Genomic DNA, 16,472 nt, shown 5'->3' with positions numbered 1-16,472 from the left:
TGCGAATGCGGCGTTTTTCATATGCGGGAATCAAAACCGCCGCTCGATGCCGTCTTGCGTCGCTCCTCTTGCGGAGGAGTCGGCACAACCGGCCCCGACACCACGCAATTGCGGCCCGAAGCCTTGGCGGCGTAAAGCGCCAGATCGGCGCGTTTGACCAGCTCCTCGAAGTTCCGGTTGGCGGCGTCATTTGCCCGGCCGGCGCATCCGAAGCTCGCCGTGACTCTGAGCAGTTCGCCGCTCTGCAAAGGAACCTCAGCCGCCTCGATCGCCATGCGCACACGCTCGGCGACGATCGCGGCGTCATCAGGTGTCGAATCCGGCAAAAGTGCCAGGAATTCCTCGCCGCCATGGCGCACCAGAAGATCGAATGAACGGAAATTCTGACGCGCGACGCTCGCGACGTGCCGAAGGACGGCATCGCCGGCATCATGGCCGTGAACATCGTTGACCTTCTTGAAATGATCGAGATCGAAGAGAACGACGGAAATCCAGCGTGATCCGTGCTCGGCCTGGGTGAGGAGCGGCGAGGCGGCGACCTCGAAGCCACGCCGGTTGTACAGTCCCGTCAGAAGGTCGGTTTGAGCAGCGTTGCGCAACTCGCCCACCAGCGTCTCGCGGTCGCGGATCAGCCGGTCTATCAGCCGAAGGCCTCTTGCCGCCAGCAACATCACCAGCGTTGCGAGAATCAACAGGCCCGCACATAGCGCCAGTATCCGCGTCAGGTGTATGTGCGAGAGCGTCGAAAACTGTTCACCGGTCTCGTGAATATCACTCGCGGCCTCCACCATCTTTTGCTGGAGGAAAACCATGCGTTCGCGCTGTGTGGCCGCCCAGGCGTCGCCCATTGCGCGCGATGGCCGCGCCCCGGCGAGAATGGCGTCGGTGATCGCATCCGCCTTCACCTGATCGCTGCGACCGAGATAGGCAACGATGTCACGCACGATCGGCGCGGTGGAATGGAAGACCATGTGATCCATGCCGGCACCGAGCATGGTCTTGCCCTGAATGAAGAGTTCAATCGGAAATCTGGCGGAAACGTCTTGATTGAGGTAACGGGTGCCGATCCCGGTGATCAGCCTTTCGCCGTAGTAGCTCAGCAGGATGCCCATCAGCTGGTTGGATTTCTCAAGCAGCACCGGGTCGCTGATCAGTGGTGAAAGTGCGTCGACGACCGCAAGCTGCTTCAGAGCCGCATACCAGTAGACGGAGCCGGGATTGCTGCCTGAATAACGGCCCTGGTCGACAGCGCTCCGCGCCGCGACGATGCGGCTGTAGGCAAGGCTGAGAGCCGACAATTCAGCTGCAAGTCCCTGATCGAGCGTATCGCGGGGCGGCAGGCTGGCCTGGAAGGCGCGGCGTTCGCGATCGAGCGTCAGTCGGCTTCGCTGCATGTCGACTGCAGTCTCGCTGCTGGGATGCGCGAGATAGCGGCGAGTGGCATCGATTTCACTGAGGATTTCAGTCGCCGCGATCGACCCGCCACGCGCCAGCACATCGGCGAACTGCCGGTCTTTCTCAAGATCCCTGTAATGCTGGATGGAAGTTCGGAGAACGAAGGCGCCTTCAATCAGCATGAAGGCGAAGGGCAGCAGAATGGCGGCCAGCATAACCTTTTTGATGGTTTCGAACTTCATCGCCAATCGCCACGTGATCAAATGCCGGTCGCGCAACCAATTGATGCAAGTTTAACAGCAATCCTTAAAAAACTGATAAACCCGCTGGTCCCTAGATCTCGGGACGAATGAAGTCACGCGTGTCCGCGTCCATCACCCAGAGCTCACCTGTCGAGATGTCGAACCAAGCGCCGTGAAGATGAAGATTCCCGGCTTCTTCCAGCGCCTTTATATTGGGAAAGCTTCTGAGATTGTCGATTGAGTTGCGGATGGAGACACGCTCGAGCGCAGTTTGCCGCTCGGCCGCGGTCATCACGTCATTGCTCTGGATCTGCTCGGCTGCGGGTCTGACCAGCGACATCCACCGGCCGATGAAATCGCCGGGCGATAGTGGCTCGGCATTCGGATCGAGTGCCGCCCGAATCCCGCCGCAACGGCCATGGCCCATCACGACGATGTCCGAAACCTTCAGCGCCTGCACGGCAAATTCAAGAGCGGCCGATGTCGAATGGAAATGGCCGTCCGGCTCGTAGGGCGGCACCATATTGGCAACGTTGCGGATGACGAAAAGCTCGCCCGGGCCGGCATCGAAGATCAGCTCGGGAGCCGCACGAGAGTCCGAACAGGCAATGACAAGCGTACTCGGACTCTGGCCGTTTTCGGCCAGTTGCCGATACCTGTCGCGGGCGTCGGCATAACGCCCGTTCATAAAGTTGCGATAACCGTTCAGAAGGGTGTTTGGAAAACGCTGCATGCCTCTGGATTAGCGCGCGCGGAGGACAAGATCAACTGCTGCACCGCAAAATGCGCACATTGGCAAATGCGTCATTTTTTCCGACGCTGCGCCGGGTGTACGAGCCGGCGCATCTGCACCATCGCCATCGGCGTCGACAGGCTGGACGCATCGCTGGCCAGCATCAGCTCGTTGCTGCCGCGCTTGACCGCACGCGCAAGCACTTCGAACACGCTGGCGGTGGCAAGCTGCAACGCCTTTTCGTCCTCGAGGCCGGACAGCAGGCGCGACAGGAAAACTGCAGCCAGCAGGTCGCCGAGACCATTCGGCGGGTTCTCGACAACGCGGTGCTCGGCAAGGAGCGCGTGACGGCCGGAAAGGTAGAGATTGCCGGTGCCGCCCGCCATCATCGGCACCGCCGAGGTGACGAGCATGCGTGACGGCCCGAGCGCCAGCGCCGCCTCCATGATTGCGCCGTTGTCATCGAGCGGTGCTCCCGACAGCCAGGCGAGCTCGTACCGGTTCGGCGTTGCGAGCGAGGCCAGCGGAATGAGATGATCACGAATGGCCTCGGCCGTCGCTTCCGGCACGTAGAGGCCGCCGAGATCGCCCATGACCGGATCGCAGACGTAAAGCAGTTCGGGATTGTTTTGCCGGAGCGCAGCGATCAGCCGGGCCACCGAGCGTGCCTGGGCGGCATTGCCGAAATAGCCCGAAAGCACCGCCCTGACTTCACCGATCCAGGGTGCGCGGAGCAGATCCTCGATCGCCGCGTCGAATTCCGCTTCGGCAAATGTCAGCCGCGTCGAACGGCCATGGCCGGGATGCCAGGGCAGAACGATGGTCGGCAGCGCCCAGACCGGATGGCCGAGCGTCTCCAGCGCAAACACCGCCGCCCGATTGCCAACCGAGCCACGCACGACGTGGCTGGAAATAACGATGACTGTGCCCGCTGCATTTTCCGACATGAAACCGAGGTCCGAATGATGATGGCGTTTGATGATCTTTTTGACGGCGAGCTGTCAACCATTCTTCACGTGAGCATGGAAATGTGCCGCGAAAGCAAACCAGGAAGAGAGGCCTTACCAACGCGTTTCGGCCTCAAAAGCGAAAAAACTCTGCCAATTTCTCATTTCCGCCGGCAAAAAAGCATCAAAACGGTCCCCGACAGCGCTATTTTAGGGATTCTTTCGACAAATCTTCTGCTAGCTTGCGAAAAAATCAGTCCAATGCGGGGAGGCGTTCCATGGCTGCCAGAAACAATCCGAAACGGGAGAAGCAGATCGAGACTGCGCGCAAGATCGCCAAGGCGATGAGCGAGGCGCATCTCGATCCGGAAATTCTCTTTGGCCGGGCCAGCAATGACGATCTGGAACTCTATACGCCCGACATGCTGGCGCGGTCTGCCGTGCATTCGGCGAAGGAACTTGCCGCCTGGAACGGCAAGACGCCCCGCGTCAGCATCGACACACTTGCCGAGGTGACACCCGGCGGCACCGTCGTCTCGGTGCTGTCGGTGACCGACCGGAACATGCCTTTCCTCTATGAATCGGTCATGGGTGAAGTGACGAGCACCTACCGCGATCTGTTCATGGCCGTGCATCCAATCCTCGTCATGGAAAAGGGCAGAGCTCCCACGCTCTATTCCGCCGACCACCCGAGCGATCCCGCGGCACGCGTCAGTCATATCCAGCTTCATATCGCCCCATTGAATTCCACCCAGGCTGCCGACCTCGTCAAACGCGTCCAGACCGTGCTCGAACAGGTCCGTCTGTCGGTCTCGGACTGGAAGCCGATGCTTGCCAAGCTCGATGGCGTAATCGCCGAGCTGTCGGCCAACGGTGCTGGCCGCAGGAAGGCCGAACATGCCGAGGCGGTGGCCTTTCTGACCTGGCTGCGCGACGAGAATTTCACTTTCCTCGGCATGCGTGAGTATATTTATTCCGGCAAGGGCGCCGACGCCAAGGTCGAGCGCGACAAGGGCGCCGGCCTCGGCATCCTCTCCAACCCGGACGTTCTCGTACTGCGTACCGGCAAGGACGCCGTGACCACCACGCCGGAGATCCTCGCCTTCCTCGACGGCCCAGAGTTTTTGATCGTCACCAAGGCGAATGTAAAGTCGATCGTCCATCGCCGCGCCTATATGGATTATGTCGGCGTCAAACGTTTCGATGCCGAGGGCAACGTCACCGGGGAACTCCGCATCGTCGGCCTCTTCACCTCGACGGCCTATACCTCGCTCGCCTCCGAAATCCCGCTGCTGCGGTCGAAGATCGAAAAGGTGAAGGAGCATTTCGGCTTCGACCCGATGAGCCATTCCGGCCGCATGCTCGACAACACGCTGGAATCCTATCCTCGCGACGACCTTTTCCAGATCGACACGACGCTGCTTGCGAGCTTTGCCGAGCAGATCAACGATCTCGCCGACCGGCCGCGCGTGCGCGTCCTGCCGCGCATCGACCATTTCGACCGCTTCGTCTCGGTCATCGTCTATGTGCCGCGTGAGGAATATGATTCGATCGTGCGCGAGCGCATCGGCACCTATCTGAAGACCGTCTATGACGGCCGTGTCTCCGCCTATTATCCGGCTTTTCCCGAAGGCGGCGTCGCCCGGGTGCATTTCATCATCGGCCGTTCCGGCGGCAAGACGCCGCGCATACCGCAGGCAAGGCTCGAGCAGACGATCCGCGAAATCACTGCCCGCTGGGACGACCGTTTCGAAGCGCTTGCCGGACCAAAGTCGCCGAAACTATCGGTCGATCAGGCTTTCCAGGATTCCTTTACCCCTGAAGAAACCGTCGCCGACCTTGCCGATATCGGCGCCTGCGCCGCCGGCGAGCCGCTGCGAATCCAGTTTTATCACCGCCAGGAAGAACAGGGCCGCATCCTCTCGCTGAAGATCTTCCACGCCGGCGGCCAGCTGGCCTTGTCACGCCGCGTGCCGCTCCTCGAGAACCTCGGCTTCAATGTCGTCAGCGAACGCACCTTCGACATCGGGGTACAGGTCGGCGATGGCGCAACCCAACTCGTCGTGCTGCACGATATGGAGCTCGAGACCCGCAACGGCAGCGACATCGACCTCCATCGGTATGGCGCTGCGCTCGAGGAAGCCTTCGTCGCCGCCTTTGCCGGCACGATCGACAATGACAGTTTCAACCGGCTGATCCTTTCGGCCGGGCTCTCAGCCCGCGAAACCAATGTATTGCGCGCCTATGCCCGATACCTCCGCCAGGCCGGCATCGCCTATTCGCAGGATTACATCGCAACGACGCTCGATAAATATCCTGGTGTAGCCGCCGCCATCTTCCGCCTGTTCCACGACACGCTCGACCCCAAGCTTTCCGACAAAGCCCGCCTCAAGAAGATCGCCGACCTGCACCAGGCGATCGAGGCCGATCTTGCCGACGTGCCGAACCTGGATGACGATCGCATTCTGCGCCGCTACGTCAACATCGTCGACGCGACTCTGCGCACCAATTATTTCCAGAAGAACCCCGATGGATCGCCGAAAGCCATGCTGGCCTTCAAGCTCGATCCGCACCTGGTCGATGGGCTGCCGCAACCGAAACCCTTCCGCGAGATGTTCGTCTACGGCGTCGAAGTCGAAGGCGTCCACCTGCGCTTCGGCAAGGTGGCGCGCGGCGGCCTGCGCTGGTCTGATCGTGCCGAGGATTATCGCACCGAGGTGCTCGGCCTCGTCAAAGCGCAGCAGGTGAAGAACGCCGTCATCGTGCCGGTCGGCGCCAAAGGCGGCTTTTACCCGAAGAAGCTGCCGGTGGGCGGCAGCCGCGACGAAATCTTCAATGCCGGCCGCGAGGCGTACAAGACCTATATCCGCACGCTGCTCTCGATCACCGACAATATTTCCGGCGCCGAGGTCGTGCCGCCGGCCGATACGATCAGGCTTGACGGCGACGATCCCTACTTCGTCGTCGCCGCCGACAAGGGCACAGCAACCTTCTCCGACACCGCCAATGCCTTGGCGCAGGAGGCTGGCTTCTGGCTGGACGACGCCTTTGCCTCCGGCGGCTCGGCCGGTTACGATCACAAGAAGATGGGCATCACCGCCCGCGGCGCATGGGAAACCGTAAAACGCCATTTTCGCGAGATGGACATCGACATTCAGACCACGCCCTTCACCGTCGCCGGCGTCGGCGACATGTCGGGCGACGTCTTCGGCAACGGCATGCTGCTCTCTCCCAAGATCAGGCTCATTGCCGCCTTCGATCACCGCGACATCATCATCGATCCCGATCCTAACATGGAAAAAACGCTGGCCGAGCGCCAACGGCTCTTCAACCTGCCGCGCTCGAGCTGGCAGGACTTCGATAAGACCGTGCTTTCGAAAGGCGCGATGATCATTTCACGTTCGGCGAAATCTGTGACGCTGACGCCGGAAGCGGTTGCCGCGATTGGCATCGACAAAGGGGTGGCGACCCCATTCGAGATCATGACGGCGATCCTGAAGAGTCCGGTCGACCTGCTGTGGTTCGGCGGCATCGGCACTTATGTGAAGGCTCCCTCCGAAACCGATACCGAAGTCGGCGATCGCGCCAACGATCCGATCCGCGTCACCGCGACTGAGGTGCGCGCCAAGGTGATCGGCGAGGGCGCCAACCTCGGCGTCACCCAGAAGGGCCGCATCGCTTACTGCCTTAGCGGCGGGCGCTGCAATTCCGACGCCATCGACAACTCGGCCGGCGTCAACACCTCGGACGTCGAGGTCAACATCAAGATCGCGCTGGCGGCCGCTATGCATGACGGGCGGCTGACGCGGCCAAAACGCGACCAGCTTCTTTCGTCGATGACCGGTGAGGTGGCGGCGCTGGTCCTGTGCAATAATTACCTCCAGTCGTTGGCGATCTCGCTCGTCGAACGCAAGGGCACGGCAAACGGCCTCGAACTCGCCCGCTTCATGAGCGTGCTCGAGACCACCGGCCAGCTGAACCGCAAGGTCGAGACCTTGCCGGATGACCAGACGCTGGCCGAACGTTACACGGCCGGCAAGCCGCTGACGCGGCCGGAAATCGGCGTGCTGCTGTCCTATGCCAAGATCGTGCTCTTCGATGCGCTCGCCGCGAGCGACCTGCCCGACGACCCCTATTTTGCCGCGACACTGTCGAATTACTTCCCCGTCAAAATGCAGAAGTCGAACGCCGGCGACATATCAAGCCATCGCCTACGGCGCGAAATCATCGCGACCGTGTTGGCCAATGAAGCGATCAACCGCGGCGGGCCGAGCTTCGTCGTCGCAATGATGGACGCGACGGCGGCTTCGGCGCCGGAGGTGGTGCGTGCCGCAATCGTCGCCCGCGACGGTTTCGACCTCAACCGGCTCTGGGCCGAGACGGATGCGCTCGACGGCAAGATATCGGGCGGGGTGCAGAACCGCATTTACGAGGAAATCAGCCACAGCTTTATCGTGCTCACGCGCCTGCTGTTGAAAACCGCAATGACCAAAGCCGATATGGCCGAGGTAATTAGCCGGCTGCAGGCTGCCCTGAAGAAGTTGAGGCCTGCTTTCGCCGAACAGGCCGCCGGCGATGCTGCCGCACGCCAGGTGGAATATGCCGAAGCGGGCGTGCCCGAAAAGCTGGCGGCCGAAATCGCCAATCTCCAGAGCTTCGCGCTTGTGCCGGAGATCATGCAGATCGCTGAGCGTACCGGCGAGCCGCTGCTGCGCGCCGCCGAAAATTATTTTGCCGTGTCAAAGACTTTCCGGATCGCGCGGTTGCTGGCGGCCGGCGGCCGGATTCTCACCTCCGATCATTACGAAAATCTGGCGCTTGCCCGCAGCATCGATCAGATCGCCAGCGCCCGGCGCGACATCGTCATCTCGGCGCTTTCCGATCACGGCAAGGAGAAGCTGCCCGTCCAGGCCTGGCATGCGCAGGATCGCATCCGCATCAACCGCATCGTTGAAGAGCTTTCGAGCCTCAGTGACAGCGGCGATCCCAATCTTGCGCGCATTACCGTGGCGGCAGGCATCCTGACCGATCTTGCGCGCGACCGGGCGAGGTGAGACAGTCCGCGAAAAAGGAGCGGATGTTGAATCGCATAGACTGGACAGGAACGCAGCCGCCGAAAGCCACGGAGAAGGGCATCTGGGGGTGGATGTTCTTCGACTGGGCGGCGCAGCCTTTCTTCACCGTGGTCACCACCTTCATTTTCGGGCCCTATTTCGTTTCGCGCCTGACCGATGATCCGGTGTCGGCCCAGACGACGTGGAGCAACATGGCGACGATCTCCTCAGTGATCATCGCCGTGCTGTCGCCCGTTCTCGGCTCGATCGCCGACCAGTCCGGCGCCCGCAAACCGTGGATCGGGTTCTTCGCCATCATCAAGATCGTCAGCCTCTTCTGCCTGTGGTTTGCAGCCCCGGGTTCGCCTGTCCTCTACCCCGTGATCTTCATGATCCTCGCCTCGATTTCGGCCGAGTTTTCCATTGTCTTCAATGATTCGATGATGCCGCGGCTGGTCGCCAAGCACGAGGTGGGCAAGCTCTCCAACACCGCCTGGGGGCTTGGCTATCTCGGCGGGATGATCGTGCTGATTGCCGTCGTCACGCTATTTGCGGCCGACCCGGAAAGCGGCAAGACCATTCTCGGCCTCGATCCACTTTTCGGCCTCGACCCCAGGACCGGCGAGGACGCGCGCATCACCGGGCCGATCTCGGCCGTCTGGTACCTGATTTTCATCCTGCCGATGTTCTTGTTCACACCCGATGTCGGCAGAGGCCTGCCCTTCGGCACCGCCATCCGCGCCGGCCTGCGGGAACTGAGAAACACGCTCGGTGAACTCGGGGAACGCCGCGGCATCCTGAAATTCCTCATCGCCCGCATGATCTACCAGGACGGCGTCAACGGCCTGTTGATCCTCGGCGGCGTTTTCGCCGCCGGCATGTTCGGCTGGGCGACGATCGAGATCGGCCTCTACGGCATCATCCTCAACGTCGTTGCGATCTTGGGCTGCCTGATCGCCGGACGGATCGACAAGGGCGTCGGCTCCAAGATAACCGTCGTCATCAGCCTCACCATGCTGCTTCTCGCCACCATCGGCATCATCTCGACCGGTCCCGGTTACACCCTGTTCGGCCTGATGCCGCTGCCGACGGCCGATTCCGGCGGCCTCTTCGGCACCGCCGCGGAAAAGGCCTATATCCTTTACGGCCTGCTGATCGGGCTCGCCTTCGGGCCGGTGCAGGCCTCATCGCGCTCGTATCTCGCCCGCAGCGTCAGCCTTGAGGAAGCCGGACGCTACTTCGGCATCTACGCGCTTTCGGGGCGCGCCACGAGCTTCATGGCGACGCTGCTCTTCTCGCTGGTGACTTATCTGAGCGGATCGGCGCGGCTCGGAATGGCAACGCTGATCCTGTTTCTCGCCGGCGGGCTGGTGCTGCTGATCCGCACGCCCTATCCGGCCGATCGCGCCTGACAATATTCCGGCGCGCCTCAGTGCCGGAAATGGCGCATGCCGGTGAAGACCATCGCCACGCCGTGTTCGTTGGCGGCGTCGATGACCTCCTGGTCTCGCATCGAACCGCCCGGCTGGATAACGGCTGTCGCCCCTGCGGCGATCATCGACAGAAGACCATCGGCAAATGGCAGGAAGGCTTCGGAAGCAACCGCCGAGCCGTGCGTCATCGGCGCCGAGAGACCGAGCGCCTTGGCGGCCTCTTCGGCCTTCAGCGCGGCAATGCGGGCGGAATCTACCCGGCTCATCTGGCCGGCCCCGATTCCGGCCGTCTGGCCGTTCTTGGCATAGACGACGGCGTTCGATTTGACATGCTTGCCGACCTTGAAGGCGAACTTCATATCATCGAGCTCCTGCGCCGTCGGTGCGCGGCGGGTGACGACCTTGAGCTCCAGATCCTCGACCATGCCGTTGTCGCGGCTCTGGACGAGCAGACCGCCCGAAACGGTTTTCGCCGTCAGTCCTGGGGCGCGCGGATCGGGCAGGCCACCGGCCGACAGCAGCCGCAGGTTCGGCTTGCGAGCGACGATCGCCTTCGCCTCCTCGGTGACATCAGGGGCGATGATAACTTCCGTGAAGAGCTTGACGATTTCCTCGGCCGTTTCGGCGTCCAATATCCGGTTGAGCGCGATAATGCCGCCGAAGGCAGAAACGGAATCGCAGGCGAGCGCCCGCTGATAGGCTTCGACCAGGCTTGAGCCGGTGGCGACGCCGCAGGGATTGGCATGTTTGATGATCGCGCAGGCGGGCGCCTTTTCCGGCAGGAACTCGGCGACGAGTTCATAGGCGGCATCGGTGTCGTTGATATTGTTATAGGAGAGCTGCTTGCCCTGCAGCAGGAGAGCCGTCGAAACACCCGGGCGCTTCTCGCCGGTGACGTAGAAGGCAGCCTTCTGGTGCGGATTTTCGCCGTAACGCATCTCTTCCTTCAGCGCGCCGCCGATGACGCGGTGGCGGGGCGTGTCGATCGCCAGCGCCTCGGCGAACCAGTTGGAAATCATGGCATCATAGGCCGCGGTACGGGCATAGGCCTTGGCGGCCATGCGCTGGCGGAAGGCATAGGCGGTCTTGCCGTCATCCGCCGAAAGCTGCTCCTTGAACTCGGCATAATCATCTGGATCGGTGAGGATGGTTACATAGGCATGGTTCTTGGCCGATGCACGGATCATCGCCGGACCGCCGATGTCAATATTTTCGACGGTCGTCGGATAGTCGCCGCCGGCCGCCCGCACCTCTTCGAAAGGGTAGAGGTTGATGACGGCAAGATCGATGCCCTCGATGCCGTGCTTCTTCATCGCTTCCTGGTGTTCGCCGTCGTCACGGATCGCCAGCAGGCCGCCATGCACCGTCGGATGCAGCGTCTTGACGCGCCCATCCATGATCTCTGGAAAGCCGGTGACCTCGGAGACGTCGGTGACATCAAGACCGGCAGCGGCGATCGCCTTGTAGGTGCCGCCGGTCGACAGCAGGCGCACGCCTCTTTCGGACAATGCCTGGGCGAGCTCGACGATGCCGGTCTTGTCGAAGACGGAGAGGAGCGCGGTCTTGATTTCGACCTTGTCCGGGGCGGGGATCTTTTTGGAAATGACGGCCATGAACCTTCTCCGTTCGGGCTTCGGGAGATATCCGCTAGAGCATGAGGCCGAAAAGTGTGAGCGGCTTTCGGACGAGATCCTGCCTTAGGGACGTTTTCTTGCTGTCGCCGCGTTAGCACAGCTTTGACGCCACGCAAACAGCGCTGATGCTCTGCCTTTCGATTTAGTCCCGGATTTGAATTTTGGCCAGTTGGCCGTCCCGTCTAAGCTTTACGGGAGAGGAACCAGCGGATCTCCGTCTTCTCGGCCAGATCGAAATCGATCTCGATCTGGTCAGAGCCGCAAATGCCGGAGCTGTCGGCAAAGAAGATGTCCTCGGAAATCAGCACTTCGTTGCCGGGCGCGGTAAACAGCCAGCTCTCGCCGTCCGGCGCCGTCAGCAGCACGGACTCTCCATCACTCTGCTGCAGAACGATGGACGGATGAATATGAAAACGGGCGACGGCCTTCAGGGGCTCGTCACTTTCATATCCTTCACGCCGGATGAGCCGGTCGTGGCCTGTCACCATCGAACCTGCGGCATTGAGCGTCAGCTCACGCTCGTGCAGCACGCCGAATATCTTCAGATAACCGTCATGGCTGAGCTTGATGCTGTCGCGCCCATCCTCCGTTTCCAGACGTTCGACCGTTACGGTTTTCACCGGCTCGGTGATCGCGTGATCGAGGAAAGGCGAGTGTGAAAAACGGCTGGATGAGGTGTCGTTGAGGATGACGGTCGAATGGGCCGCGGTCGTGCGCGCCATCTGCACGTAGCGGTGTCCGGCAAATTTCGGCGAACCTGAATTGACGATGAAGCGATGGCGGCCGGACGACATTTCGAAGGAGAGGCTGCCGGCATGCGCGGTGCGCAATGCGCCCCCCGAGGGCGGCGTGCCGGTATCGGCGATGATGACGGTCTTGCCACCGGAAAGCCGCTGATAGCGCGACTGCGGCAAAGCCTTGAACGGCTGGCCGGCGGTCTCGTCATATCTGAGCACCGACATCAGCTCATTGGCGAGCGTCGAGGTTGCGCCGTTGAAAAGCGCCAGATCCCCATCCTGATGCCGGAAGAACCGCAAAGCCGGATACATACGGTCGATGCCGGAGATCAGCTTCTGCGGCAGATCATGGCCGAGATTGACGTAAGTCTGCCGCAGCGGCAGCAGGTCGAGCAGCAGTTCCAGGCCGATGCGCGGGTTGCGCGAGATATGGCCGCCATCCGGCAGAATCTGGCTATCGAATTGACGGTCGAGCGCCTGCGCCGCCCTCCGAAGCGTGGAGGCGCGAGCCGGCATGGCGACGGAGGCCATGGCGAGCGCGATGCGCAGCCGGAACAGCTCCAGGCCTCCGAGCGTATAGGGTGCCATGCGATGCAGGAACCTGACCTGGAAAGCCAGCGACTTCATGAACCGGCGATAAAAGCCACGATCGGCGTTCTGCAGCACAACAGGCGAATGCGACAGCCAGGCGATGACGCGTTGGGCGGTGACGTCGGTCTCCCAGGCAATTCCTTCCATACGGCCGGCATGGATGGAAAGCCAGCTGTCGACGATGGCGCGGGCAGCCGCCGCGCTGCGTTCCGTCTTGTGCGCCCGCATGTGCCGCAGCCAGCCGAAGCTGTGCAAGCGGGTCGCAAAGGGCCGCGAGGGCAGGGTAAAGGTGAAGGGCGATTTGCCGTTCGTTTCCAGCATGCGCCCGGCCAGAAGGAAACGTCCGTTGAGAATTTCGTCGGCCACATGCGAATCGATGCCGCGAAGATCGGTCGGGGCGACGATCAGGCGCTCGGGTGGTTTGATCGAATGGCGAATGAGCTTCAGGCGCAGCAACGCGACGCGGCGCAAGGCGCGCCGCCAAGCTTCCCGAACATACATGCTCGCAAAACGCCGACCGGACTGCATATTCTATTGTCTATTGACCCTCGTGGTTAAGAATAGGTGAAAAGCAGCCGATTTCATCGTCCACAATGAATTAATTCGTGACAACGTTCGAATATGCGAAAATTAGTGCATGTCATTCGAGGACATTCCGCGGTTTCGCAAAGAATGACGGACGCGCTGCGAGGATGTAGTGACGGGGATTCGGACGACGTTTGTGGGTTTCAGTCAGGTCGTTCGCCGCAGCACCGCCGCGTAAAAGCCATCGAGGCCGGAGGCGATGCCCTCCGGCATTTTCAGCATGGTCGGAAGCGTGCGGAATTCGCCGAGCGGCGTGATCGCCGCTTCGAGGCCGGGCCAGTCGCCGGCGCTGATCGGCACGCGCTCGATTGCATCCGTATCGGAAAGAATGCGGGCGATCACCTCCTCGCCCTCGGCGGGATCGAGCGAGCAGTTCGAAAACACCAGCGTACCGCCGGGCTTCAGCAAGGTCAGCGCATGACGCAGCAGCCGCTCCTGCAGCGCCGCCAGCCTCGCGATATCATCCGGCCCCTTGGTCCACAGCACATCGGGGTGCCGGCGCGTCGTGCCGGTGGAAGAGCAGGGGGCGTCGAGCAGGATCGCATCGAAGCCCTCCGTCGGCTTGAATGTCGTCAGGTCTGTCGCAACTGTTTCTGCCTTCAGGCCAAGCCGGTCGAGATTCGACCGCAGCCGTTTTAGCCGGCTTTCCGACTGATCGAGTGCGGTCACCGCACCGCCGGCAAGGATGAGCTGCGCTGTCTTGCCGCCGGGCGCAGCACAAAGATCGGCGACACGTTTGCCCGAGAGATCGCCGAAAAGCCTGGCCGGGATGCTTGCCGCCGCATCCTGCACCCACCACCCACCATCGTCGAAGCCCTCGAGCGAAGGAATGCCGCCGTCAAAGGCGGCCAACCGCACGCCGCCCGTCGGCAGGGCAACGCCGTTCAGCCTTTTCGCCCAGGCTTCGGCGTCGGATTTGACGGTCAAATCGATCGCCGCAGGCTCGAGCTGCGATTGCGAGATCGCCAGCGCCGCGTCGCGGCCATAGGCCTTTTCCAGCCGTGTGAGGAACCAGCCCGGCATCGGCGGCACCTTGGCGATCTCCTCCAGCACCTCGTCCTTTTCACGGCCGAGCCGGCGCAACACCGCGTTGACCAGCTTCGCAAAGCGGCGATTACGCGGATCCTGGTTGGCCTGCTCGACTGCAAGATCGACGGCCGAATGATCCGGCACGTCGAGATAGAGGATCTGAGCAGCCGCGATTGCCAGAACATGGTGCAAGGCGCGCGCGCCCTCCGGTAGCGGCGATTCCAGCAGCGAGGCAATTGCAGCGTCGATGCGCGGCAGATGGCGCAGCGTCGTATTCAGAATGGCGCGGACAAGAGCGCGATCGCTCTCGCCAAGCGCCTTATAGGCCGGATTGCCATGTTCATGGTCGAGAGCGCCATCGAGCGGCAGCTTGCGGTCGACGACGGCAGCCAAGATTTTTGCTGCCGTCGCCCGGGCCTGCAGGCCCGGCTTGGTTGGCGCCGATCGGTCAGCGAAAGGTTTCTGTTTCCGGAATGGCTTTTTCGTGCCGTCTGAATTCAAGACCACGGACCTTTTGGCGGTTGCGAACCACCGCGACCCGTATTCGGAACAGAGCGCGATTTGCGCGACGGATTAGCAGCACGCACCGGTCCCGTCGAGACATTCATGCCGCTTTGCGCCATCTCCTGCAGCGCGGCAATACGGTTTTCCGTGTTCGGGTGGGTGGAAAACAGATTGTCCATGCGTTCGCCGGAGAGCGGATTGATGATGAACATATGGGCCGTCGCCGGATTGCGCTCGGCATCCTCATTCGGCACATGGGCCGCGCCGCGGGCGATCTTTCCAAGTGCGGAAGCGAGCCAGAGCGGATTGCCGCAGATTTCGGCGCCGCGGCGATCGGCCGAATATTCGCGCGTGCGGCTGATCGCCATCTGCACCAGCATGGCGGCGAGCGGTGCGACGATCATGGCGACGAGGACGCCGATGAAACCGAGTGGATTATTGTTGTTGTCGCGGTTGCCGCCGAAGAAGAAGGCGAAGTTGCCGAGCATCGAGATCGCGCCGGCAAGCGTTGCCGTGATCGTCATCGTCAGCGTGTCGCGGTTCTGGATATGGGCGAGCTCATGCGCCATCACGCCTGCGACCTCCTCGGGAGACAAGGCAGCAAGCAGGCCGGTCGAGGCGGCGACGGCGGCATTTTCGGGATTGCGGCCGGTGGCGAAGGCATTCGGTTGCGGGCTGTCGTAGAGATAGACCTTCGGCATCGGCAGACCGGCATTACGGGCGAGATCGCGCACGATCGCAAAGAATTCCGGCGCATTGCGTTCGTCGATCTGCTGCGCTCGATAGGCCGCAAGCACCATGCGATCGGAGTTCCAATAGGAGAAGAAATTCATGCCGGCCGCAATGAGAAAGGCGATCATCATGCCGCCCCGACCGCCGATCAGAAAGCCGACGAACATGAAAAGCGCCGTCATGAAGGCAAGCAACATGGCAGTGCGAACGAGGTTCATTGCGAATCTCCAACTCCGATTTCGGCGTCGCAAGCTTTCAATCCCGGCGACCGCGCATTATGATTTGGTTATCCACCCGCCATTTTCAATATTTCCGGCAGGACAAGGCCATGCAGAAAGCCGATAACGACAATAGCCAAACGCCGACGGCCGAGGGATCGGAGCCGCCGCGCAAGGTGCTGTCCCCGGCGGCCCAACGTGCGCTTGCCGAGGCTGAAGAACGACGGAAAAACCGGAAGCCGTTGGAGCTGCCACCTGAGATCGGCGGCCGCGGCGGCGCCGAGCCTGCGCGCTTCGGCGATTACGAGATCAACGGCCGGGCGATCGATTTTTGATTCGACGCCGGGAGCCAGAGCGCCACTCAAAAGCAACGGCATTTCCCGCGCGGAAAATAAGACCGCTCCAAAGGAGCGCTTCAGGCTGCTGCCAAACCCCTGCAAACCCCGCGACGTCATCCTCGGCCTTGTGCCGAGGATCTACCCACGTCCAATTAGGCATCTGAAAATAAATGCTTTCCTGTCAAACAATTGCAGTGGTCAGATGCTCGGCACAAGGCCGAGCATGACGGTGGAGACTTTGTCAACAAACTGAGGCCGCTCCAACAAGAGGGAACGGCCTTGTTGTCTAAGCGGTCGCCT

10 protein-coding genes are annotated in these 16,472 nt (G+C 61.7%); 3 read left to right on the top strand and 7 right to left on the bottom strand.

All coding sequences use genetic code 11. The features are described from left to right. Positions 1–17 precede the first annotated feature (17 nt). The 3 genes from AC13QO_RS27550 to pdxY form a co-directional block, all read right to left on the bottom strand. Positions 18–1,637, bottom strand: coding sequence for a GGDEF domain-containing protein (locus tag AC13QO_RS27550; RefSeq protein WP_488542485.1), 1,620 nt, complete (start codon positions 1,635–1,637; stop codon positions 18–20). A 91-nt stretch (positions 1,638–1,728) separates the two neighbouring features. Next, positions 1,729–2,370: a carbonic anhydrase gene (locus AC13QO_RS27545; protein ID WP_085779885.1), complete on the bottom strand. Its 642-nt coding sequence runs from the start codon at positions 2,368–2,370 to the stop codon at positions 1,729–1,731. Positions 2,371–2,441: 71 nt separating this feature from the next. Beyond that, positions 2,442–3,317, bottom strand: coding sequence for a pyridoxal kinase PdxY (gene pdxY / locus AC13QO_RS27540; RefSeq protein ID WP_488542484.1), 876 nt, complete (start codon positions 3,315–3,317; stop codon positions 2,442–2,444). 278 nt (positions 3,318–3,595) lie between these two features. Between pdxY and AC13QO_RS27535 the strand changes: the two genes are divergently transcribed. Together AC13QO_RS27535 and AC13QO_RS27530 are read left to right on the top strand one after the other, a co-directional pair. Beyond that, complete coding sequence (locus AC13QO_RS27535; protein ID WP_488542483.1) at positions 3,596–8,371, top strand: NAD-glutamate dehydrogenase; 4,776 nt, start codon at positions 3,596–3,598, stop codon at positions 8,369–8,371. Between the two features lie 23 nt (positions 8,372–8,394). Further along, entirely contained in the window at positions 8,395–9,783 is a 1,389-nt protein-coding gene (locus tag AC13QO_RS27530; protein ID WP_488542482.1) for an MFS transporter, read from the top strand. 17 nt (positions 9,784–9,800) lie between these two features. Here the strand turns inward: AC13QO_RS27530 and purH are convergent, their stop codons facing one another. The 4 genes from purH to htpX form a co-directional block, all read right to left on the bottom strand. After that, the gene (gene purH, locus AC13QO_RS27525; protein ID WP_488542481.1) at positions 9,801–11,417 is read right to left on the bottom strand and encodes a bifunctional phosphoribosylaminoimidazolecarboxamide formyltransferase/IMP cyclohydrolase; all 1,617 of its coding nucleotides are present in this window, start codon (positions 11,415–11,417) and stop codon (positions 9,801–9,803) included. A gap of 203 nt (positions 11,418–11,620) precedes the next feature. After that, positions 11,621–13,294, bottom strand: a complete 1,674-nt coding sequence (locus AC13QO_RS27520) for a heparinase II/III family protein (protein WP_488542480.1) — start codon at positions 13,292–13,294, stop codon at positions 11,621–11,623. A gap of 204 nt (positions 13,295–13,498) precedes the next feature. Further along, entirely contained in the window at positions 13,499–14,887 is a 1,389-nt protein-coding gene (locus AC13QO_RS27515; protein WP_488542479.1) for an RsmB/NOP family class I SAM-dependent RNA methyltransferase, read from the bottom strand. Continuing rightward, positions 14,878–15,834, bottom strand: coding sequence for a zinc metalloprotease HtpX (gene htpX / locus AC13QO_RS27510; RefSeq protein WP_488542478.1), 957 nt, complete (start codon positions 15,832–15,834; stop codon positions 14,878–14,880). Before htpX ends, AC13QO_RS27515 begins: the two co-directional genes overlap by 10 nt. A gap of 110 nt (positions 15,835–15,944) precedes the next feature. On the opposite strand from htpX, the gene AC13QO_RS27505 reads away from it, so the two are divergent. Beyond that, positions 15,945–16,169, top strand: a complete 225-nt coding sequence (locus AC13QO_RS27505; RefSeq protein WP_488542477.1) for a DUF1674 domain-containing protein — start codon at positions 15,945–15,947, stop codon at positions 16,167–16,169. Positions 16,170–16,472 lie beyond the last annotated feature (303 nt).

Source organism: Rhizobium sp. CNPSo 3670 (assembly GCF_057784555.1).
The sequence above is the reverse complement of the archived record's forward strand: the minus strand, read 5'-3'. Positions and strand labels throughout refer to the sequence as shown.